This is a genomic window from Novacetimonas sp. GS1, from assembly GCF_036686925.1.
Taxonomy (GTDB): domain Bacteria; phylum Pseudomonadota; class Alphaproteobacteria; order Acetobacterales; family Acetobacteraceae; genus Novacetimonas; species Novacetimonas hansenii.
In genome coordinates this window covers 613,599-633,319 of the sequence record NZ_VSZP01000001.1, presented here as the reverse complement: position 1 = coordinate 633,319, position 19,721 = coordinate 613,599, and the positions used below count along the sequence as shown (strand labels likewise).

The window sequence follows — 19,721 nt, the reverse complement described above, 5'->3', positions numbered from 1 at the left end:
GCCTTCCGGGCAGCGCGTATGGCAGTGGATATTGCCCAAAGCGTATGGTGCATGGGGATGGCGTGGGTATGCAACCCTGCCAGTGACAGACATGCAGCCTGCCAACGTGCGTTTCCTGCTTCAGGAACAGTCCAACAGTCCAACCACAGCAAATCGAAGCGGCTATGGGGGATGCTCATGCAATACGCCATTGACCTGGGGTGGCGTGATACCGATCACACTGTAGATGTTCGGCGGGTTAAAGTGCGTAGCGTGGGTATCCATTCGTGGACAGATGCAGAAATTGCGCAATATGAAGCGCATTGGCCGCCCGGCAGTAACCCTCGACTGGCGCTTGCGATTCTTCTCTATACTGGACAGAGACGTAGCGATGCTGTGCGCATGGGGCCAGCAGATACGATAGAAGGAACGATTCGGGTAAGGCAGGTTAAAACTGGCGCGGGGCTTCTGATCCCGGTGCATCCGGCACTTGAAATCGAACTATCGGCATGGACGGATTGTGGCGCAGGAACCTTTCTGGCAACAGAGCGCGGGCGTCCATTTTCGGTCAATGGGTTCTATAATAATTTCGTATCATGGTGCGCCGATGCAGGATTACCCAAGGAATGTAGTCCGCATGGCCTGCGAAAAGCAGCAGCGCGGCGATGAGCAGAAGCGGGATGCACAACCCACCAGATTGCCGCCATCACCGGGCATCGCACATTGGCAGAAATTGAACGTCATACGCGGGCTGTCGAACAGGCAAAATTGGCGGGGGATGCGATGAGCAGACTGGAACAAATTGGCAAACTACGGAATGAGCCTGGCAAACTTTCCGATAAGTAATTGATATTTGCCTATTTTATCGGAGGTATGGCGGACTCGAAAGGATTCGAACCTTCGACCTTCGCCTTCGGAGGGCGACGCTCTATCCAGCTGAGCTACGAGTCCACTGCCGCTTTCCATACCCTGTCATGACGGCGAACGCCAGCCCTGAAATCATGCAATTTCATTTCCGCACCAGCCCGTCCATCCGTGCGGGCAGGAAGAAGGGAACCTGCGCATCGCCTGCGCGCGCATCATTCCAGGTGCTGGCGGCGATATCTCCGCCCGATGGCAGGAAATCATCTGGCCGCCCGATCCAGGAAATGATGTCACGCGTAACCTTATCCCCTTCGCGCCCGCGCAACAGCAGGTGATACCCCGCCGGGATGAAATCGCGCCGCGCATCGGGGGGCAGATGCGCCCATGCCCGATTCATCGCAGATGCGGGCACAAGCTGGTCCCGCCCGCCATAGATCGCAAGCACCGGCCCCTGCATATGCCCCACATCCTGCGCCGCGCGATGCATCAGCAAAGCCAGCCCAGCCAGGGCCGTCGTGCGCGTGGTACGCAACGTCAGCGGATCGTAATACAGCCGCGCCAGCGCCAGCATGTCATCCGACGCCGTGACATGTACCGGCAGTTCGCGCCCCGTCAGCCGCCATCGCGGCGCAAGCATGGCCATCGCCCCCAATGTCGCGTCCGTCCCCACACCAAGGTCCCACACCGCCGGGGCCAGCAGGATATAACCCGCGACATCCGATGCCTGTCCCGACATCCGTGTGTGCGCCGCCTCCCGCGCCGACATGCACACGGCCACCGCGCCCCCCATGCTTTCACCCGCCACATACAGGGGGATGTCGGGATTTTCATGGTGGATGGCCGCGGCCTCCGCCGATGCGGCGGCGACCATCGCATCCGTCCCCGCCCATCCGCCCCGATCCGGCATCGCGCCGAATCCCGGCTGGTCCGGGGCATAGACCGTGATGCCATGCGCCGCCAGAACCGGGCCGGGACGTTCCCATGCATCGCGGCTGTCGTTGAACCCATGCAGCGCAAGGATCACCGCGCGCGGCATCCCATGCGCGCGCCAGACACGCAGGGGCACACGCCCCGTGCCGGGCACGTCCATCACCCTGTCGGGCGGCACGACACGGCCCAGCGCCGCATGCCGTGGCGGCGGAAGCGGCGTGGGGGCATCATGCATCACACATCCCGCCAACAGGAAAAGGAACGCCGGATAAAGCAGGCGTGACAGGCGAAGGTTTGAAAGCACGGCAATCCTGCGTATCATCGTCACCGACGCCACGGGTCCACCGGGGCATCGCACTCCATGCCGGACAACAAGCCCGAGGTTCACCGAAATGCAAGCCCTGACCAAAAACCCGACGCCACGCCCCGTACTTGGCCTGATCGAAACCATCGTGGTCGATTCGCGCGTCCTGTCATGCGACGGCGGCCTTGGCGCGCTGGGCCACCCGCGCGTTTTCCTGCGCATCGCGGACCACCAGACCTTCTGTCCCTACTGCTCACGCCTGTTCGTGCTCAACCCCGAGGCAACGCCCGGCGACGCGCACTGAAAACCCCAGATCCCGATGCACACTGACGCGCAGGTCCGCCTGATCCTTGTGGATGGTTCCGGTTTCATTTTCCGTGCCTTCCACGCCTTGCCCCCCATGACCAGCCCGGACGGAACGCCCGTCAATGCGGTATTCGGGTTCACCAACATGCTCGCCCGGCTGCTGCGCGAACATGCGGGAACACATCTGGCGGTTATCTTCGACGCGGGACGCCACACGTTCCGCAACGACCTGTATGACCAGTACAAGGCCCATCGCCCCGAACCGCCCGAAGACCTGCGCCCGCAATTCGCGCTGGTGCGTGATGCGACGGCGGCCTTCAGCGTGCCCGCGATCGAGGAGGCAGGCTGGGAAGCCGATGACCTGATCGCGGCCTATGCGCGCAAGGCGACGGATGTGGGGGGCACCTGCACCATCATCTCCTCTGACAAGGACCTGATGCAGCTTGTGCGTCCGGGCGTGTCGATGATGGACCCGATCAAGCAGAAACCCATTGGCGAGGCCGAGGTGATGGCCAAGTTCGGCGTCGCCCCGGCACAGGTCATCGACGTGCAGGCCCTGATTGGCGACCCGGTGGACAACGTGCCCGGCGTGCCGGGAATCGGGCCGAAGACGGCGGCCGCGCTGATGGAGGAATATGGCTCGCTCGACGCCATCCTTGCGGGTGCCGCGCGGATGAAGCCGTCAAAACGGCGTGATAACCTGATCGCGCACGCGGACATGGCGCGCCTGTCACGCAAGCTCGTCACCCTGCGCGAGGACGCGCCCTGCCCCGTGTCGCTCGCCTCCCTCGCCTGCTGCGACGTGGACGAGGCGCGACTCGGCCCCTGGCTGGAGGCGATGGGCTTTCGCTCCCTTCTGCAGCGCATCGGCCTGAAATCCATGGGGGCGGAGCGGCGCGGAACCCCGTTCATTCCCCCCGCCCCCCCGCCGCTTGCGGATGATGCCGCCCACACCGCAGGCACCGTGCCCGATGCGCCGTACGGGACGTATGACACCATCACCGACGCCGACACGCTGCGCGCATGGGTGGCACAGGCGCGGGACGCGGGCGTATGTGCGGTGGATACGGAAACCGATGGGCTCGACCCGCTGCGCGCGGGACTGGTGGGGATTTCGCTGGCGACCGGGCCGGGCCGCGCGTGCTACATCCCGCTGGCGCATGAAGGCGACCTGATGGACAGCGCCTCTGTAACGCAGATGGATGTCGCCATCGCGCTGGAATGCCTGTCGGACCTGCTGGTGGACCCGTCGGTGCTCAAGGTCTTCCAGAACGCCAAGTTCGACCTTGAGGTACTGGTGCGCGCGGGCGCGCCACAGCCCACGCCCATCGACGATACGATGCTGATTTCCTATGCGCAGTTCGCGGGCAAGCATACGCAGGGCATGGACGAACTGTCGCGGGTGTATCTGGGCCATACGCCCATCCCCTATGACGAGGTGACGGGCACCGGGCGTAACCGCATTCCCTTCGCCCGGGTGGACATCGCGCGCGCCACCACCTACGCCGCCGAGGATGCGGACGTGACGCTGCGCCTGTGGCATGTGCTGCGCCCGCTGCTGCGCCCCAACCAGGCCCTTGCGCTGTATGAGGAACTGGAACGCCCACTGGTTGCGATCCTGGCGGACATGGAACGCATGGGCATCGCGGTCGATGCGCACGACCTGCGGGCCATGTCGGTCGAATTCGCAGGGCGCATGGCCATGATCGAGGCACGTATCCATACCCTTGCGGGGCGGGAGTTCAATGTCGGCTCCCCCAAGCAACTGGGCGAGATCCTGTTCGACGAAATGGGCCTGACCGGGGGCAAGCGCATGAAGTCCGGCGCATGGGGGACGGATTCGTCCGTGTTGCAGGACCTTGCGGACAAGGGGCATGACCTTCCGGCCGAGGTGCTGGCATGGCGGCAGCTCGCCAAGCTCAAAAGCACCTATGCCGATGCGCTGGTCAACCAGGTCGATCCCGCGACGGGGCGGGTCCACACCTCATTCCAGATGGCGGTGACGACCACGGGGCGGCTGTCGTCGAACGATCCCAACCTGCAGAACATCCCCGTGCGCACAGAAGAGGGCGGGCGCATCCGCCGCGCCTTCATCGCGCCTGCGGGACAGGTCCTGCTGTCGGCGGATTATTCACAGATCGAACTGCGGCTGCTGGCGCATGTGGCGGACATTCCCGCGCTGAAGGATGCCTTTGCGCTGGGGCAGGATATCCATGCCCGCACCGCGTCCGAAGTGTTCGGCATCCCGATCGAGGGGATGGACCCGCTGACGCGCCGTCGCGCCAAGGCGATCAATTTCGGCATCATATACGGCATCAGCGCCTTTGGCCTCAGCCGGCAGCTTGGCATCGCACCGGGGGAGGCAAAAGGATATATCGACGCATATTTCGCGCGCTATCCCGGCATCCGCGATTATATGGAGCGCACGCGTGAAGAGGCCCGCGCCAACGGATATGTCGTCACCCCCTTCGGGCGGCGCTGCTGGGTGCCGGAAATCAACGGGCGCAACGCCGCACGCCGCAATTACGCCGAACGCCAGGCCATCAACGCCCCGCTGCAGGGGGGGGCGGCGGACATCATAAAACGCGCGATGGTGCAGATTCCTCACGCAATGCGTGATGCGGGGCTTGACGGACGCATGCTGCTTCAGGTCCATGACGAACTTCTGTTCGAGGTGCGGCACGAAGAGGCGGACCGTCTCGCCGCCCTTGTAAAGCAGGTCATGGAATCCGCAGCGACCCTTTCCGTGCCGCTGGTGGTGGAAACCGGGACCGGAACGAATTGGGCGGACGCACACTGATGCTGAGTAAACGCGACAGGTTTATCCTTATCGTCACGCTGGTGATCGTGGTGGTTTCAACACTGGCGGGGTATGTGGGCTACCGCATCTTTGACCGGATGCCCCCGCCGCTGACGACCTATGGCAATGAGGTGGGCGGTTCCTTCCGCCTGATTAACGGGGCCGACGGGTCGGTGCTCGACAGTGATTTCCGCGGGCGGTGGATGCTGGTCTATTTCGGCTCCACCCACTGTCCCGATACGGTCTGCGGCGCGACGATGGCGTCCATGGCCAAGGCGATGGACATCCTTGGCCCGGCAAAGGCGCACCATGTCGCGCCGATCTTCATTTCGCTTGACCCGATGCGCGACACATCGGACGTACTGCGCACCTATACGCTGCGTTTTGGCCCGCGCCTGTTCAGCATGACAGGATCGCCCAAGATGATCGAGGCCGTGGCCCGTGAATATCATGCCCCCTATGTCCGGCAGCCGCTGGAAGGTGGGGATTACATGATGGAACCGGCATCACAGATCGTCATCATGTCCCCGACCGAGCGGTATTCCGGCACGATCCCCACAACCGCCACGGGACAGGAAATCGCCGACCGGATCGAGCAGTTGATGGCGAACGGTAAATGAAGCTGCCCGGATCGTGCCTGGCGCTGGCCATCGCGGGCATGGCCTGCCTGCACGGCGCGGGGACGGCGCATGCGGCGGACCACCGGGGCGGGACGCTGCGGCTGACGGCGCGTGCCTCTGCCGGGACGCTGGACCCGCAGATCGACTATGCCTCCATGTATATGCAGCTTTTCAATGTCGTCTATGACGGGCTGCTGAACTTTCGCAAGGCACAGGGACCGGCGGGAAGCGAACTGGTTCCCGACCTTGCCGAATCCCTGCCCGATACGCCCGATGGGGGGCGGACCTGGATCTTTACCCTGCGTCGGGGCATCCATTTTTCCGATGGGCGCGAGGTCGGGCTTGATGACGTGGTGGCGTCGCTGCGGCGGATCTTCATCGTCGGCAGCCCGACCGCGGGTTCGTTTTATGGTGGTATCCTGGGCGCGGATGACTGTATGCGCGATGTTGCGCGCTGCACCCTGGCCGATGGGGTGCAGACCGACCCCGCGACACGGCGCATCACCATCCGCCTGAAGGAACCGGATGCGGAATTCCCGCAAAAGATCGCCTTTCCCCACGCCTCCATCCTGCCTGCGGACACGCCGTTGCATGATGTAGGCAATACCCCCATCCCCGGCACGGGGCCGTATCATATCGTCGCCTATGACCCGCAGCAGCATATGCGGCTGGAACGCAATCCCTATTTCCATTCATGGAACGACGCGGCACAGCCCGATGGGTATGTTGACGCCATTTCCTATGATTTCGGCCTGTCGGATGAAGATGCGGTCACGGCGGTGGAAAATGGCCAGTACGACTGGGCCTTTGGCAACAAGCCGCTGGACCGCCTGGGTGAACTTGGCGCGCGTTACACAGCACAGGTGCATGTACATCCGTTATTCGGGCTGTATTTCATGCCCCTGAATGTCAACCTGCCGCCATTCAACAACATCAAGGCCCGCCAGGCGGTCAATTACGCGCTGGACCGCCGCGCCATGACGATTCTGGCCGGTGGCGGCGCGCTGGGTGCGCCATTATGCACCATGGTGCCGCCCGGGTTGCTGCCCAATGACGGGCAATGCGCCTATACCCGCGATGCCTCTCCCGACCATCCCGCGCCCGCATGGCGTGGGGCCGACCTTGAACGCGCCCGACAACTGGTACGTGAAAGCGGCACGGCAGGGCAGGATGTCACGCTGGTGGTCGCGGCCAATGCGGTGGATATGAGCATGGGAACCTATGTGCGCGGAATGTTGCAGGCCATCGGCTACAACGCGCATGTACGCAGCGTGTCACAGACCATCCATTCGGGGTACATCGAAAACACCGACAACCATGTGCAGATCAGCCTGCGTGAATGGTACGCGGATTATCCCTCGCCCTCCAACTTCCTCGATACCCTGTTCGGGTGCGAGAATTTTCATCCCCATTCCGACAGTTCGATCAACATCCCCGGCTTTTGCAATACACAGGTGCAACAGGTGATGGATCGTGCCCGCGCAACCGTGGACCCACAGGCCGCGCAGGCATTGTGGATACAGGCCAATGACCTGATCACCCGCCAATCCCCAGGCGTGCCGGTCATCCATATGAATTATGTGGACCTAGTGTCCAAACGGCTTGGGAATTATTTCTATACCACACTGTACCACATGATTTTTTCACAGGTATGGGTGCAGTAAAGGCGCAGGCAGGGGGACACAGGTTTTCCCGCATACTGCGTGGAAATTCCCCATTGATAATAAGAGAGTGTTTGAAAACAACCCATTGATAAAAAACAGGAAAAGTTTCTGGGTGCTGCCTTTTTTCAAAAAAGCAGCGTCTTTCGAAGCTTTTTAGAAAAAGCTTCACCAAAAACCTTTATAATTTCAGGATGTTATTAAGACTCGCTTTTCAAACAGTCTCTAAAGCACATATCGGTTTTCAGATGTTGCTTTCTTAAAAGAACATCACAAAAAACTTTTATGGGATCATGGCTTTTCAAAAACGTTTTGAAAATATCCACCTGACAGGAAATGGAAAAAACCTTCAGGCACCATCCCATGTTAGAAAAATACCCTGCCTCGCAAAGATTTCTGAAAATCTTTGTCAAAAGCTTTCATTTTTCAGTGGGGCATTGATACAGGTTTTTAAACATCCCCTTTAAAAAACCTGAACCCCCCGAAAGACTTTATCCCTTACGCAACACGGGCGCATCCAGAAGGATACGCCCGCCAGACAGGACGATCAGAGCAGAGATTTCGCCCGTGCCTCGACCTTTGCGCAGGCCGCACGACGGATATCGGTCGATGCATCTTCGAGCGATATCGGCGCCTTGCCACCAACCTTCAGCAGCCCGGTGGACCCATCGGCATAAGACATGTTGCCCTTGCTGTTGGACGGGACATCATTGGTCTTCTTGTTCAGGGCCGCAAGCACGGGCCATGCCTCGGACGCGGTCAGGTAGTTGGACTGAATGCAGTAGTTGAGAATACCGCCAAGATCGGCCGGCTTGGCCGAAGACACGGCCGACATCACCGTCTTTTCCGACAGCGATCCCATCTTGATCTGTTCAACCTGATTGGCAACGCCAGCACCCGTCGGCGGGGATGTTTCCGCATGCGCCAGCACGGGCGCGGCGGCAAGCAGGGTTGCAACGGCACCGACGGACAGGACGCGACCGAGACACGAGATCATTTTGTTCACCTTTATTCAATTATTGCGCGACCAGACGCAACGGCATGCGTGGCTGGCGTGTGTCAGTAGATGTCATGTTACCATGGGATGCCCGCCCCGGTCCCCTGCACCGCATATGCCAGACATTCGTCTTTTGGATATATGGCAGCAATGCCGTGGATGCAGGCCATGATCCGACACAACATGAATGCGCAAAGTCATTCCCGTATCAAGGTTTTTTCAGACCATGACATGACAGGCAGTCAAAAAACATTTCGGATCAGGTATAATCGGACGTTGTCGGGCTCAAGATTATGTGACCCAATATTGCGGATACCGCGCCTCAGGCGCGGGGGGTACCCGCCTGCATCGCGTCGGCTTCACGCGCGCGTATCCATTTTTCCAGTTCGTCTGCGGGCAATGGACGCGCGAACAGGTACCCCTGCATCACGTCGCATTTCAGATCCTCCAGCAACTGACGCTGCTGCACGGTTTCCACACCTTCGGTCACAACGGTCATGCCAAGGCGGTTGCCAATGCCGATGACGGCGGTGGTCACGGCCTGCGCATTGGTGTCATGTTCGAAATCATTGATGAAACTGCGGTCGATCTTGATTTCCGTCAGCGGCAGGCGCGTCAGGCGCGACAGCGAGGAATAGCCCGTGCCAAAATCGTCCATCGACAGGCCCACCCCGATATTGCGGATGGCCTGCAACACGTCATGCGTGGCCTTGCCACTTTCCATCATGACATTTTCCGTGATTTCCACCGTCAGGCGGTCCGGCGTCAGGTCATAGGTGCGCAACAGGCCAGTGATATATTCCGGCACGCTGTGATCGCCGAAATGCGCGGCCGACAGGTTGACCGCAACGGTGGGCACATGGATGCCATCGCGGTCCCACTGTCCCATCTGGCGGCAGGCTTCCTGCAGGGACCACCGGCCGATGGCCGCGATCTGTCCCGTTTCCTCCGCCACCGCGATGAAGCGCGAGGGGAAGATGTTGCCAAGATGCGGGTGATGCCACCGCGCCAGCGCCTCCACACCGTACAGCGTGCCCGTCATCGTGTCGATCTGGGGTTGGTAATGCAGGTGCAGCAGTCCCTTGGACACACTTTCATGCAGCGCACTGCCCAGCAGCAGGCGGTCCTGCGCCAGGCGGTTCTTGCTTGAATCCGCGAATTTATAGGTACCGCGCCCTTCGTTCTTGGCCTGTTGAAGCGCGACATCGGCATGGCCAAGCAGGGATTCGCCATCAGGCCCGTCATCGGGAAAACACGCGATCCCGATGGAAACCGACAGGGTGATGGCGCTGTCATTGATTTCGATGGGTTCGGCAATGGTGCGGATAATGCGCGTCGCCTGTTCCATCGCCACAGCGCGGGGGCAATGGGGCACCACGACGATGAATTCGTCACCACTGCTGCGGCTGATGATGAACCGCCCGGCCGACAGCTTTTGCAGGCGCTTTGCCACCTCACGCAGGAAGTTGTCGGCATGGACATGGCCAAGTGCGTTGTTGATGTCGCGGAAACTGTCGATATTAAGGACCATGACCGTGAACACGGCATCCTGCCGATCCGACGTCATCGTCTCAATATAACGGTTAAGCGACGAACGGTTCAGCAACCCCGTCAGCGTGTCGCGTTCCGACAACTGGGCGATCCGCTGCCGCGCGGCATCGCGACCAAGCGCCAGGGTGCAGAACGGGGTTGCAGCCTGCATCACCGCCTGCGCCCATTCCTTCATCGCGGGATCACGCAGATAGATCGCAAGCACCCCCGCCGGCGTGCCATCATGGGTGGTGACGGGGGCCGCCACGCACATGACGAACCCGAACGCGCGCGCCAGCACCGCATGGCGCGTCCACGCCACATCCAGCGCGGCATCAGGATTGTCCCGCAGGGCCGCGATCTCCGCCGCGTCGGGCACGCATGTCGCAAGTGCATTGCGCATCCGGCGTGGCAGGGTGGTCGTGGCGGTCACATCCATCCGCCCGTCGCGCCCACCGGGATGCAACAGCACCACGCAGCAATCGGAAATCGTGTTTTCGATCCGGTGGCACAGGAATTGCCCGCTCTGGTCCAATGGCAGCTTTTCGGTCGTCAGGCTGCGCAGCAGGTCATTGCGAAGCTGAAGGATGCTTTCGGCAAGGCGTTCTTGCGTCACATCGGTCATGATACCCATGTAAAAGACGCCCGGCACGCCCGGACGCACCACCTGTGACAACGACAGCCGCCCACGCCGCGCTTCCCCACTGGCGGTGACGAATTCCACATCGCGGGTGGTGCCGACATTATGGTGGCTCCCGTCCTCGCGATGGCGGGCGATGAAGCTGTCATGGTCCGCGCGATAGGCCACCGGCACGAGGCAACGGACATTGCGGCCCATCACCTCCTCGCGCGAAAGACCCCACAGTCTCTGTGCGGCATCATTGTAGAAAACGATATCGTTACGGTCGTTTATCAGTACCACCGCCTCGGGGACATGCTGAAGCGCGAGGTCGGAAAACTGCAGGTCCGGAGAATGCGTATAGGTTGTCATATCGTCGTTTTTCTTCTGCCATCCGCTGCCGGCGCGGGGATGTCCGGGCCAGAAACGGCCATGACCTCCCCGCTTTGCGACATTACCGGCACTTGGGGCCAGCGATACGTGCATGTGCGCCGCACAGGGTCATTCAACCGGTTCTCCCTAACCGTTTATCCCCTTGGCGGGGTTCATACAAGAATGCAACACCACCCCCATGCCGCGTACGTGACGGAGATTGAGTCCCGCCCCGCTTCGTGACACACACGAAGGCAGGGGCGGCATTCACGCCTGCTCCCGTCGCGCGGACCCTGAATGATGCAGCATTTACGCCTCGTGCTCAAAGATGTCTGGTACCTGACACGTCCCTATTTCATGTCGGAGGAACGCGGCCGTGCATGGGCGCTGCTGATTGGCGTACTGGCGCTGACATTCTCCCTGGTGGGAATCGACCTGGTACAGTCGTTCGCGCGCAACGTCTATTACACCGCGTTGCAACAGCGCGACGTCAAGACCTTCCTGCGTGGCCTGTTCTGGTATGTGCGCGGCGAAAGCGGCAACATCATTCCCGGCTTTTTCCCCATCGCCACGCCCGCGCTGGTGATCGGGGTCTACCTGCCCTATCTGCAACAGATGCTGCAACTGCGCTGGCGGCGGTGGCTGACGCGGCGGATGACGGCGCAATGGCTGGAAAACCAGACCTATTACCGCATCGCCCTTGTCACATCCGGGCTGGAGGCAGGGGCCGACAACCCGGATCAGCGCATACAGGAGGATATCAACAGCTTCGTCACCGATACCCTGACGCAGTTCGTCAACCTCGTGACCAATATCGTCACGCTGTTCAGCTATGCCGGGCTGCTGTGGGCGCTGTCGGGGCCGCTGGTGGTGCTGGGGATCACGATCCCGGGCTATTTCTTCTGGGCGGCGCTGCTGTATTCGATCTTCGCCACATGGATCACGCATCTGGTGGGGCACCGGCTGGCGGGGTTGCAGTTCTTTCAGCAACGCGCGGAAGCCGACCTGCGGTACGGGCTGGTGCATGTGCGCGACAATGCCGAAGGGATCGCCCTGTATGGTGGCGAAACAGAGGAGAAGGCCGGGCTGGAGCATGCATTTTCCTCCGTCTATGACAACTTCCTCGCCATCATGCGGCGCACGCGGGGGCTGGGGCTTCTGACGACGGGGCTGGAGGTGATATCAGGCAATTTCGCGCTGCTTGTCGGCTCTATCCGCTATTTCGCCAACAAGATGACGTTCGGCACGCTGATGCAGATGGTCATGGCGTTTTCACGCGTGCAGGGGGCGATGGGGTGGTTCTCCACCTCCTATGCCTCGCTTGCCACATGGCATGCGGAGGTCGCGCGACTTGCCACGTTCCAGCGCGTCATGGATCGCGCACATGCGATGGAGGGGGAATGCCGCATCACCCCTGTCGCCGCCGGGGCGGACATGGTGGTGCGTGACCTGACGGTCCTGCGCCCTGATGGCACGACCATGCTGGACCATGTGTCGATGACATTGCGCCACGGGGCGATGACGGTCATTTCCGCACCATCGGGCACGGGCAAATCGACCCTGTTCCGGGTCCTGGCGGGGATCTGGCCCTTTGCCCGGGGTGAAATCGAACGTCCCGACACCGCGATGATGTTCGTGCCGCAACGGCCCTACCTGCCGGTGGGCAGCCTGCGCCGGGCCGTGTGCTACCCCATGGCCGACACGCAGGTGTCCGATACAGCCGTGCGCGCAGCACTTGCGGCGGTGGGGCTGGCGCAGCTTGAGGCGCTGCTGGATGAGGAAGCCCCCTGGGCGCAGACGCTTTCCCCCGGGGAGCAGCAACGCCTGGCGTTTGCACGGATTCTGGTGGCGCGTCCGGCGTGGGTCTTCCTCGACGAATCGACCTCCAGCCTCGATACAGTGGCGGAGGGCATGCTCTATACGGTGCTGCGCCGGGAATGCCCCGATATCACCCTCGTTTCCATCACCCATCGCGCCACCTTGCTGGAGGCGCATGACACCTGCATCACCCTCCACCGCGCGGGGGAGGCCGCCTAGGCGCGATATCAGGGCAAGGGGAAAAACAAGGGGAAATAACCTGGCTGGGGCCATAAAAGATTATTTGAAAACACATCATTGATAAAAAATCATAAAAGTTTTTAGGTGCCGCCCTTTTCCCAAAAAGGCTGCGTCTTCTGAAGCTTTTTAGAAAAAGCTTCACCAAAAACTTTTATAATTTCAGGATGTTATCGAGCCTGATTTTTTAAACAGGCGGCAAGGGCTTCACCAGCGCCTTTTATGGTCGCGATGGGTTATAAGGGGGGCTTGCGCAAAACACCACGAAAACCACCCCCGAAATTTTTCGTCATTTCCCCAATACAACAGGGGGGAAAGTGTACTTTTAGGTACATCAATCCCCCTATTGCGCGGCAGTATCCGGTACGCACGTATCACACATGGCCGCCGGCCTGCGTCCGGTGCGCAACAGGTCATCCGCGCTGACCAGTACGATGCCCCCCATGATCATGACCGCACCGCAGATGAAGGCGGTATCCAGATGTTCCCCCAGCACCGTCATGCCGAACACCGTCCCGAACACGGGCGCCAGAAAGGAAATCACCCCAAGACGTGACGCAAGATACACCCGCAACAGCGAAAACCATGCAAGGTAGCTGGCGAAAGACACGATCACACTTTGGTACAGCAGCCCCGCCGTCAGCACCGGCGTCCACGTGACCCGTACTTCCCCCAATGCCACCGCCGCCCCACAGGCCAGCACGAACCCACCCACAAGCTGATAGAGCAACGTGACCGAGGCCGGGGCACGCGACAGGGCGGAAACCCGCACGACCGTCGTGGTCGCGCCACTTGCCGCGCCCGCCGCAATGCCCAGAAGATCGCCCAGCCATGTCATGCTTCCCGCCGGGGCCGCCCCCCGGCCCGCGAATGTCGCAACCACCCCGGCAAAGGCCAGTCCGATGCCACACCATTGCAACGGGGCAAGGCGTTCCTCCGGCAGGCTGACCCCAAGGCCGAACGCCGCAAAGATGGGCGCGGTATAAAGGAAAATCGCGATGTGCGAGGCCGTGGTAAAACGCAGCCCCTCCCCCACCAGCACGAATTCCGCCCCGAACAGCACCCCCGCCAGGATGCCGCCGCGCAATGTCCAGCCCGCCAGGGCGCGATGCTCACGCCGGTACAGCACCACCAGCGCGACAAGCGCTGCGGCCACACCCGAACGCACCCCCACCTGCAATAATGGCGCCATGGAGGACGCCGCCAGTTTTATAATGACCTGCTGCGTGCCCCAGATCGCGCACATCACGACCATGCAGGCCGTGGCCCGCGCGTCAACGGGTCTGCGTTCGTTGCCCATGACCTGCCCTGTGTTTCATGTGTCCAAAGAAATAACTTGAGCATGATGGGAAGTGTGCTCTTTTTTAAGGGTATATGTGCAATTTTCGCTCATGAAACCAAAGGAAAGAGCAATGTCCGCTCACAAGCTGGACCAGCATGACCTGGCCATCGTGCGCCTGTTGCAAGAAGACGCGGGCCAGCCACAGCGCGAAATCGCGCGGCGGGTCAACCTGTCGGCCCCTGCCGTGCAGCGCCGCATCGCCCGCATGCAAAAAGAGGGCGTCATCCGCCGGACCGTCGCCATCGTGGATCAGGCCGCCGTGGGCTTTCCCATCACCGTGTTGGTGGATGTCACGCTGACGGACGACCGCTCGGCCACGGTATCGGCCATAAAGGCGTTCTTTCGCGACGCGCCCGAAGTACAGCAATGTTACTGCGTCACCGGGACGGCGGGGTTCATCCTGATCCTGCTTGTCCCGTCGATGGAGGATTATGAACAGCGTACTGCCCGGCTGCTGGCGGATAATGAACTGGTGCGGTCCTATCGCACCGTCGTTGTGCTGGACCGCGTCAAGACCGGCACCGGCGTACCGCTATAGCCCGGGCTGTCACGCAGGTTTTGCATGGGACACCGGCAGGGAGGCTGACTGGCACGTCGTCATAAGCCATGACACACTCTGTCACGTTCGTGCCACGGTGAAACCTTTCCATGACCCAGACCGCCCCCATTATCCCCGCAACCACCACCCGCCATCCCCACGTGCTGGAGGACAAGGGACACGACACCATCGTGCGCGTGGGACAGGCGGACCGCATCTGGTCCGACTTCTATCACCATGCGCTGACGGCACGGTGGAGCCATTTCCTCTATCTCTCCATCACATTCTATGTCGCGATCAACGTGGTCTTCGCACTGGCGTACATGGTCGTGGGATCACAGGTTTCGGGCGCACGGCAGGGGGATTTCCTCGATTACTTCTTTTTCAGCGTCCAGACCCTGTCCACCGTGGGATATGGGGTCATGGCCCCGGTGGGGCGCGTGGCGAACCTGCTTGCGACGACAGAGGTACTGGGCGGCATGATGATCAACGCCGTGGCGACGGGCCTTGTCTTTGCCCGGTTTTCACGACCACGCGCGCGTATCATGTTCAGCAAGCGCGCCGTCATCTTAAAGGACAACACCGTCCCCCGCCTGGACGTGCGTGTCGCCAACTGCCGCCGCAGCCCGATCCTGAGCGCGGATATCGAATTTTCGCTTGCGCGCCTGATTGCGCAACCCGACGGCCATGTGACGCGGGAATTCGACTCCCTTCCCCTGCGGCAATCACATATTCCGGTCCTGCGCTTTGCGTGCCTGCCGGTTCATGTCATCGACGAAAGCAGCCCCCTGCACGGTGTCACGCTGGAGATGCTCAAGGCGGAGGAGGCGGAAATCATCGTCACCATCACCGGTACGGACGAAGCCTCCGGGCAATCGGTATTCGCCCGCACGGCGTACGGGTTTGACCGGATGCTGTATGACCACCATTTCGTGGACATCATCAATACCAATCCCGATGGCAGCATCACCGTCGATTATACCCGCTTCGACGAACTGGAAAAATGCTCCCGCCCCTGATTCCCCCTGCCCCCTGACCATCCCGCCTGAAGGCCATAGTCACAGGCGGGAAATCTCATGATGGATCTTCTTTCCAACAGGTTGTTTCAGGCGTCCTCGTGCGGTGCATCCGACAGGCCCTTCCACGCGGCAAGCGCACGGGCGCGACCGCCCTGCAGGTCAACGATGGGGGACGGGTACGCCACACGCGCCCGGATCGCGGGGTCGCATGTCCATGGGGCATGCACGCATGATGTCGGCACACCCGCCAGTTCGGGCACCCAACGCCGCACATATGTCCCGTCCGGGTCGAACCTGCGCGCCTGCAATACCGGGTTGAACACACGGAAATAAGGGGCGGCATCCACACCGCACCCCGCCACCCATTGCCAGTTAATGACATTACTTGCGATATCGGCATCCACCAGCGTGTCGCGAAACCATGCCTCCCCCATGCGCCAGTCGCACAGCAGGTGCTTCGTCAGGAAGGACGCGACAATCATCCGCACCCGGTTATGCATCCACCCGGTGCGCCATAACTGCCGCATGCCCGCATCCACGATGGGATAACCCGTGCGCCCCTGCTGCCACGCGCACAGGTCACGGGCATCATTGCGCCATGGCATCGCATCGAATTCCGTACGGAAATTGCACGATACCAGTTCAGGCTGCGCATAGAGGAGGGATACCGCGAAGTCGCGCCATCCCAGTTCCGACAGAAACTTCTCCAGGTCCTGTTCCCCCATTCCCCCGGCTGCACCGCCACGCACGGCGGCGACGGCCGCGTGCCATGCCTGCCGGGGGGAGATGTGGCCAAACCGCAGGTCCGGCGACAGTCGCGACGTTGCAGGCAGGTCGGGCCGGTCGCGCGCGTCGGCATATCCGCCAAGCCCGCCATCGACAAAGTGGTGCAGCCGGTCGCGTGCCTGTGCCTCGCCCGGTTGCCAGGCCTCACGCAGTCCCCCGGCCCAGTCGGGCGAGACCGGCACGAGGCGCAGCGCATCAATCCCCACACAACACCCCTCCCATGCGCCGGGGGACACCGCAGCATGGACATGCCCCGGCGCAGGCAACGGCGGCAGCGGTTCACCCGACGCCCGCGCGGCACGCCACCATGCGGTAAAGACGCGAAACGCATCGCCCGCGCGGGTGCGCACGGTCCATGGTTCATACAACACGCCTGCGGCAAAGCTGTGTGCGATGACGCCTGCATGCTTCAACGTCGCCTTGATGGCGGTATCGGTTTCACGGCCCAGGGGATCATACCGGCGGTTCCACACGACCTCTGCCGCGCCTGCCTGCGCCGCCATGCGCGGCACCAGCGCAAGCGCATCGCCACACGCAACATGCAGTACCGCCCCCATTCGCGCCAGATCCGCATGCAGTGCCCGCAACCCGCCATCAAGCCACCATTGCGCGGCCGCCCCCAACGCATGTTCGCGCGCATGTTGCGGATCATGCACAAAAAGACACAGCACCGGCCGCCCCGATGCCACGGCATGCGACAGTGCCGGATTGTCCGACAACCGCAGGTCATTACGGAACCAGACAATGACCGGCGCATCGGCCGGCATGTCGGCAGAGGGCGCATCATCGACAGAAGGCATGGCGGTGGCGACAGGACGGCGGGGTATGGAGGAGGGGGACATGTCCGTTCCGGCAATGATGGCAGGGCCTGCCGGTGTGCTATACCCTTGCGAACCGTGGCAAGTGAAACCTGCCCCCTTCATCTGGATGACCGGCACGCCCCCATGTTCTTCATCTTCAAAACCGCCCTGTCCGGGCTGATTATCGCGCTGGTCTCCACCATCGCGCGCCGCTATCCCGCGCTGGGTGCGCTGGTTGCGTCCCTGCCGCTGATTTCAGTGTTCGGGATGCTGTGGCTGTGGGCGGAAACGAAAGACCCGGCACGCATGGAAACCCATGTGGAGGCAACATTCTGGTATGTCATTCCGTCGCTGCCGATGTTCCTGCTGATCCCCTGCCTGATGCGCCATGGGGTCGGTTTTTATGTCGCACTTCTGGCGGGATGCGTGCTGACGGCCGCACTCTACCTCTGCGTGACATGGTGTGCCGCACGCATGGGCGTGAATCTGTAAGAGAGTGTTTGAAAACAGGTCCTTGATAAAAAAGAAAAGTTTTCGGGTGCAGCCTTTTTTCAGAAAGGCGGCGTCTTCTGAAGCTTTTTGGAAAAAGCTTCACCAAAAACCTTTATAATTTCAGTGTGTTATCTAGCCTGACTTTTTAAACAGTCTCTAGGCATGAGGCATGGATCACCATATGGGCGGGAATTGTAAAAGGTCGGGGACATTCCCGAACAGTCGCCACCCATTCCCCTTCGGACGGGGCCTTCACATCCGGCGGCCATGACAGGACCGGCATGACCGCCACCCCACATGCCGTGGCTGTAATACCGGGGCACCATCGCCGCGCGGAGGAAGGTGGGATGCAACCTTCGCCCTTGCGTGGCGTGGTCATTGACGCAACCGTATGCGCCATACGACAGACCGACGCATCAGGGAGACGCGCATGACCACCACCGACACCACCGCCCCACGGGCCGTCATCGTAACGGGCGGCAGCCGTGGCATCGGCCATGCGATCTGCCGCCTGCTGGCGCGCCATGGCTATCCCGTGGCGATCAATTACAGCCACACCGCCGCCCCGGCGGAGGAACTGGCGGCAGCCATCCGCGCGGAGGGTGGCCATGCGGTGGCGATCGCCGCGAATGTGGCCGACCCGGCGCAGATCACCACCCTGTTCGATCAGGCCACACGCGCACTCGGCCCGCTGGGCGGACTGGTGAACAATGCGGGCGTTACGGGAACAAAGGTCCGCGTGGATGAACAGACGGCCCAAACACTGGATGCGCTGTTCGATATCAACGTGCGTGGCAGCATGCTGGCGGCGGGTGAGGCGGTGCGCCGCATGTCCACCCGTCATGGCGGACAGGGGGGCAGCATCGTCAACCTGTCCTCCGTCGCGGCGCGCCTGGGTGGGTTGCCGGGACTGGTGCCCTATGCCGCGACCAAGGCCGCGATCGAAACCTTCACACGCGGGCTGGCGAACGAGGTCGCGCGTGAGGGCGTGCGCGTCAACGCCGTCGCGCCTGGCCTGACGGCCACCGACATGGTTCCCCCGGAAACCGAGGCCCTGGTGGACAGGGTCGTGCCAATGGGCCGCACCGGCCATCCCGACGAAATCGCACAGGCGGTCCTGTTCCTGCTGTCCCCGGCCTCTTCCTATATGACCGGCAGCATCATGACAGTTTCCGGCGGTCGCTGAAGACAGTACCGCCCATTACCCATATCCGCACCCATATCCACAAAGGAAACCGCACCGCATGTATATCGCCATGAACCGATTCCGCATTCCCCCCGAAAACGAGGACGCCTTTCGCGATCGCTGGCTGGGGCGTGAGGTCCACCTTCATACCGTGCCCGGCTTCATCAGCTTTCAATTGCTGGCCGGTCCACGCAGCGACGAATGCATCCTGTATGCTTCGCACACCGTATGGCAATCGCATGCCGCGTTCGAGAACTGGACCCGGTCAGAGGAATTCCGCGCCGCCCATGCCAGCGCAGGCACGAAAAAGCCGCTGATGATCGGCCCGCCCGTCTTCGAAGGGTTCGAGGTGGTGCAGAACATCATCGCCCGCATGCCCGATACCGAGGGCTGACCCATCCCGGGCATGCCCCCTCCCGCGTCACGTTTGCGCGTGGAACGGGGGGTGTCACATTCCCATGCCGACACGCATCCTTTATGCTTTCGCCCTGTCGCGGGACCATAGATTCCGCCCCCACGGA

General features: G+C 61.6%; 17 protein-coding genes and 1 tRNA gene. 12 read left to right on the top strand and 6 right to left on the bottom strand.

Features of this window, described 5'->3' with window-relative positions; genetic code table 11:
- Window positions 1-177: 177 nt before the first annotated feature.
- The gene (locus FYB92_RS02850; protein WP_332828138.1) at window positions 178-648 is read left to right on the top strand and encodes a tyrosine-type recombinase/integrase; all 471 of its coding nucleotides are present in this window, start codon (window positions 178-180) and stop codon (window positions 646-648) included.
- A gap of 205 nt (window positions 649-853) precedes the next feature.
- Here FYB92_RS02850 and FYB92_RS02845 read toward each other — a convergent pair.
- Both FYB92_RS02845 and FYB92_RS02840 read right to left on the bottom strand, forming a co-directional pair.
- A tRNA-Arg gene (locus tag FYB92_RS02845) sits at window positions 854-930 on the bottom strand.
- 58 nt (window positions 931-988) lie between these two features.
- On the bottom strand, window positions 989-2,095 hold the full coding sequence (locus FYB92_RS02840) for an alpha/beta hydrolase (RefSeq protein WP_075595782.1): 1,107 nt from the start codon (window positions 2,093-2,095) through the stop codon (window positions 989-991).
- A 70-nt stretch (window positions 2,096-2,165) separates the two neighbouring features.
- On the opposite strand from FYB92_RS02840, the gene FYB92_RS02835 reads away from it, so the two are divergent.
- The 4 genes from FYB92_RS02835 to FYB92_RS02820 are packed head-to-tail and all read left to right on the top strand — an operon-like array spanning window position 2,166 to window position 7,467.
- Complete coding sequence (locus FYB92_RS02835; protein WP_062809584.1) at window positions 2,166-2,381, top strand: zinc-finger domain-containing protein; 216 nt, start codon at window positions 2,166-2,168, stop codon at window positions 2,379-2,381.
- A 15-nt stretch (window positions 2,382-2,396) separates the two neighbouring features.
- Window positions 2,397-5,183, top strand: a complete 2,787-nt coding sequence (gene polA / locus FYB92_RS02830; protein WP_332828136.1) for a DNA polymerase I — start codon at window positions 2,397-2,399, stop codon at window positions 5,181-5,183.
- Window positions 5,183-5,803 (top strand): SCO family protein, encoded by a 621-nt coding sequence (locus FYB92_RS02825; RefSeq protein ID WP_003621426.1) that lies wholly within the window; start codon window positions 5,183-5,185, stop codon window positions 5,801-5,803. The genes polA and FYB92_RS02825 overlap by 1 nt, the downstream gene beginning before the upstream one ends.
- Window positions 5,800-7,467 (top strand): ABC transporter substrate-binding protein, encoded by a 1,668-nt coding sequence (locus tag FYB92_RS02820; protein ID WP_003621424.1) that lies wholly within the window; start codon window positions 5,800-5,802, stop codon window positions 7,465-7,467. Before FYB92_RS02825 ends, FYB92_RS02820 begins: the two co-directional genes overlap by 4 nt.
- 544 nt (window positions 7,468-8,011) lie before the next feature.
- Here FYB92_RS02820 and FYB92_RS02815 read toward each other — a convergent pair.
- Together FYB92_RS02815 and FYB92_RS02810 are read right to left on the bottom strand one after the other, a co-directional pair.
- Entirely contained in the window at window positions 8,012-8,461 is a 450-nt protein-coding gene (locus FYB92_RS02815) for a DUF2501 domain-containing protein (RefSeq protein ID WP_062810045.1), read from the bottom strand.
- A 322-nt stretch (window positions 8,462-8,783) separates the two neighbouring features.
- Window positions 8,784-10,982 (bottom strand): EAL domain-containing protein, encoded by a 2,199-nt coding sequence (locus FYB92_RS02810; RefSeq protein ID WP_332828135.1) that lies wholly within the window; start codon window positions 10,980-10,982, stop codon window positions 8,784-8,786.
- Between the two features lie 300 nt (window positions 10,983-11,282).
- On the opposite strand from FYB92_RS02810, the gene FYB92_RS02805 reads away from it, so the two are divergent.
- Window positions 11,283-13,019, top strand: a complete 1,737-nt coding sequence (locus tag FYB92_RS02805; RefSeq protein ID WP_332828962.1) for an ABC transporter ATP-binding protein/permease — start codon at window positions 11,283-11,285, stop codon at window positions 13,017-13,019.
- 361 nt (window positions 13,020-13,380) lie between these two features.
- On the opposite strand, the gene FYB92_RS02800 is transcribed toward FYB92_RS02805, so the two are convergent.
- The gene (locus FYB92_RS02800) at window positions 13,381-14,337 is read right to left on the bottom strand and encodes a DMT family transporter (RefSeq protein WP_003621418.1); all 957 of its coding nucleotides are present in this window, start codon (window positions 14,335-14,337) and stop codon (window positions 13,381-13,383) included.
- A gap of 112 nt (window positions 14,338-14,449) precedes the next feature.
- Here FYB92_RS02800 and FYB92_RS02795 point away from each other — a divergent pair, with 112 nt between their 5' ends.
- Together FYB92_RS02795 and FYB92_RS02790 are read left to right on the top strand one after the other, a co-directional pair.
- Window positions 14,450-14,917: an Lrp/AsnC family transcriptional regulator gene (locus FYB92_RS02795; protein ID WP_003621417.1), complete on the top strand. Its 468-nt coding sequence runs from the start codon at window positions 14,450-14,452 to the stop codon at window positions 14,915-14,917.
- Window positions 14,918-15,027: 110 nt separating this feature from the next.
- The gene (locus FYB92_RS02790; RefSeq protein ID WP_247066297.1) at window positions 15,028-15,936 is read left to right on the top strand and encodes an ion channel; all 909 of its coding nucleotides are present in this window, start codon (window positions 15,028-15,030) and stop codon (window positions 15,934-15,936) included.
- An 86-nt stretch (window positions 15,937-16,022) separates the two neighbouring features.
- Here FYB92_RS02790 and FYB92_RS02785 read toward each other — a convergent pair whose 3' ends face one another.
- Window positions 16,023-17,489, bottom strand: coding sequence for a deoxyribodipyrimidine photo-lyase (locus tag FYB92_RS02785; RefSeq protein ID WP_040512631.1), 1,467 nt, complete (start codon window positions 17,487-17,489; stop codon window positions 16,023-16,025).
- 177 nt (window positions 17,490-17,666) lie between these two features.
- On the opposite strand from FYB92_RS02785, the gene FYB92_RS02780 reads away from it, so the two are divergent.
- From FYB92_RS02780 to FYB92_RS02765, 4 genes are all read left to right on the top strand, one after another.
- Window positions 17,667-18,014 (top strand): DUF3147 family protein, encoded by a 348-nt coding sequence (locus FYB92_RS02780; protein WP_003621414.1) that lies wholly within the window; start codon window positions 17,667-17,669, stop codon window positions 18,012-18,014.
- Window positions 18,015-18,295: 281 nt separating this feature from the next.
- Entirely contained in the window at window positions 18,296-18,448 is a 153-nt protein-coding gene (locus FYB92_RS02775; protein ID WP_155734243.1) for a hypothetical protein, read from the top strand.
- Window positions 18,445-19,200 carry an SDR family NAD(P)-dependent oxidoreductase gene (locus FYB92_RS02770; protein WP_003621413.1) on the top strand — a complete coding sequence of 252 codons (756 nt, stop codon included), beginning with the start codon at window positions 18,445-18,447 and terminating at the stop codon, window positions 19,198-19,200. Before FYB92_RS02775 ends, FYB92_RS02770 begins: the two co-directional genes overlap by 4 nt.
- A 58-nt stretch (window positions 19,201-19,258) precedes the next feature.
- Window positions 19,259-19,594 (top strand): antibiotic biosynthesis monooxygenase, encoded by a 336-nt coding sequence (locus FYB92_RS02765; protein WP_003621412.1) that lies wholly within the window; start codon window positions 19,259-19,261, stop codon window positions 19,592-19,594.
- The last annotated feature ends 127 nt before the right edge of the window (window positions 19,595-19,721 follow it).

Bases quoted from the DNA above. Each gene is read 5' to 3' on its own strand.
- FYB92_RS02800 (WP_003621418.1), bottom strand. From the start codon at position 14,337: ATGGGCAACGAACGCAGACCCGTTGACGCGCGGGCCACGGCCTGCATG.
- FYB92_RS02840 (WP_075595782.1), bottom strand. From the start codon at position 2,095: ATGATACGCAGGATTGCCGTGCTTTCAAACCTTCGCCTGTCACGCCTG.
- polA (WP_332828136.1), top strand. From the start codon at position 2,397: ATGCACACTGACGCGCAGGTCCGCCTGATCCTTGTGGATGGTTCCGGT.
- FYB92_RS02785 (WP_040512631.1), bottom strand. From the start codon at position 17,489: ATGCCGGCCGATGCGCCGGTCATTGTCTGGTTCCGTAATGACCTGCGG.
- FYB92_RS02820 (WP_003621424.1), top strand. From the start codon at position 5,800: ATGAAGCTGCCCGGATCGTGCCTGGCGCTGGCCATCGCGGGCATGGCC.
- FYB92_RS02805 (WP_332828962.1), top strand. From the start codon at position 11,283: ATGCAGCATTTACGCCTCGTGCTCAAAGATGTCTGGTACCTGACACGT.
- FYB92_RS02765 (WP_003621412.1), top strand. From the start codon at position 19,259: ATGTATATCGCCATGAACCGATTCCGCATTCCCCCCGAAAACGAGGAC.
- FYB92_RS02810 (WP_332828135.1), bottom strand. From the start codon at position 10,982: ATGACAACCTATACGCATTCTCCGGACCTGCAGTTTTCCGACCTCGCG.
- FYB92_RS02815 (WP_062810045.1), bottom strand. From the start codon at position 8,461: ATGATCTCGTGTCTCGGTCGCGTCCTGTCCGTCGGTGCCGTTGCAACC.
- FYB92_RS02795 (WP_003621417.1), top strand. From the start codon at position 14,450: ATGTCCGCTCACAAGCTGGACCAGCATGACCTGGCCATCGTGCGCCTG.
- FYB92_RS02835 (WP_062809584.1), top strand. From the start codon at position 2,166: ATGCAAGCCCTGACCAAAAACCCGACGCCACGCCCCGTACTTGGCCTG.
- FYB92_RS02775 (WP_155734243.1), top strand. From the start codon at position 18,296: ATGACCGCCACCCCACATGCCGTGGCTGTAATACCGGGGCACCATCGC.
- FYB92_RS02770 (WP_003621413.1), top strand. From the start codon at position 18,445: ATGACCACCACCGACACCACCGCCCCACGGGCCGTCATCGTAACGGGC.
- FYB92_RS02825 (WP_003621426.1), top strand. From the start codon at position 5,183: ATGCTGAGTAAACGCGACAGGTTTATCCTTATCGTCACGCTGGTGATC.
- FYB92_RS02780 (WP_003621414.1), top strand. From the start codon at position 17,667: ATGTTCTTCATCTTCAAAACCGCCCTGTCCGGGCTGATTATCGCGCTG.
- FYB92_RS02850 (WP_332828138.1), top strand. From the start codon at position 178: ATGCAATACGCCATTGACCTGGGGTGGCGTGATACCGATCACACTGTA.
- FYB92_RS02790 (WP_247066297.1), top strand. From the start codon at position 15,028: ATGACCCAGACCGCCCCCATTATCCCCGCAACCACCACCCGCCATCCC.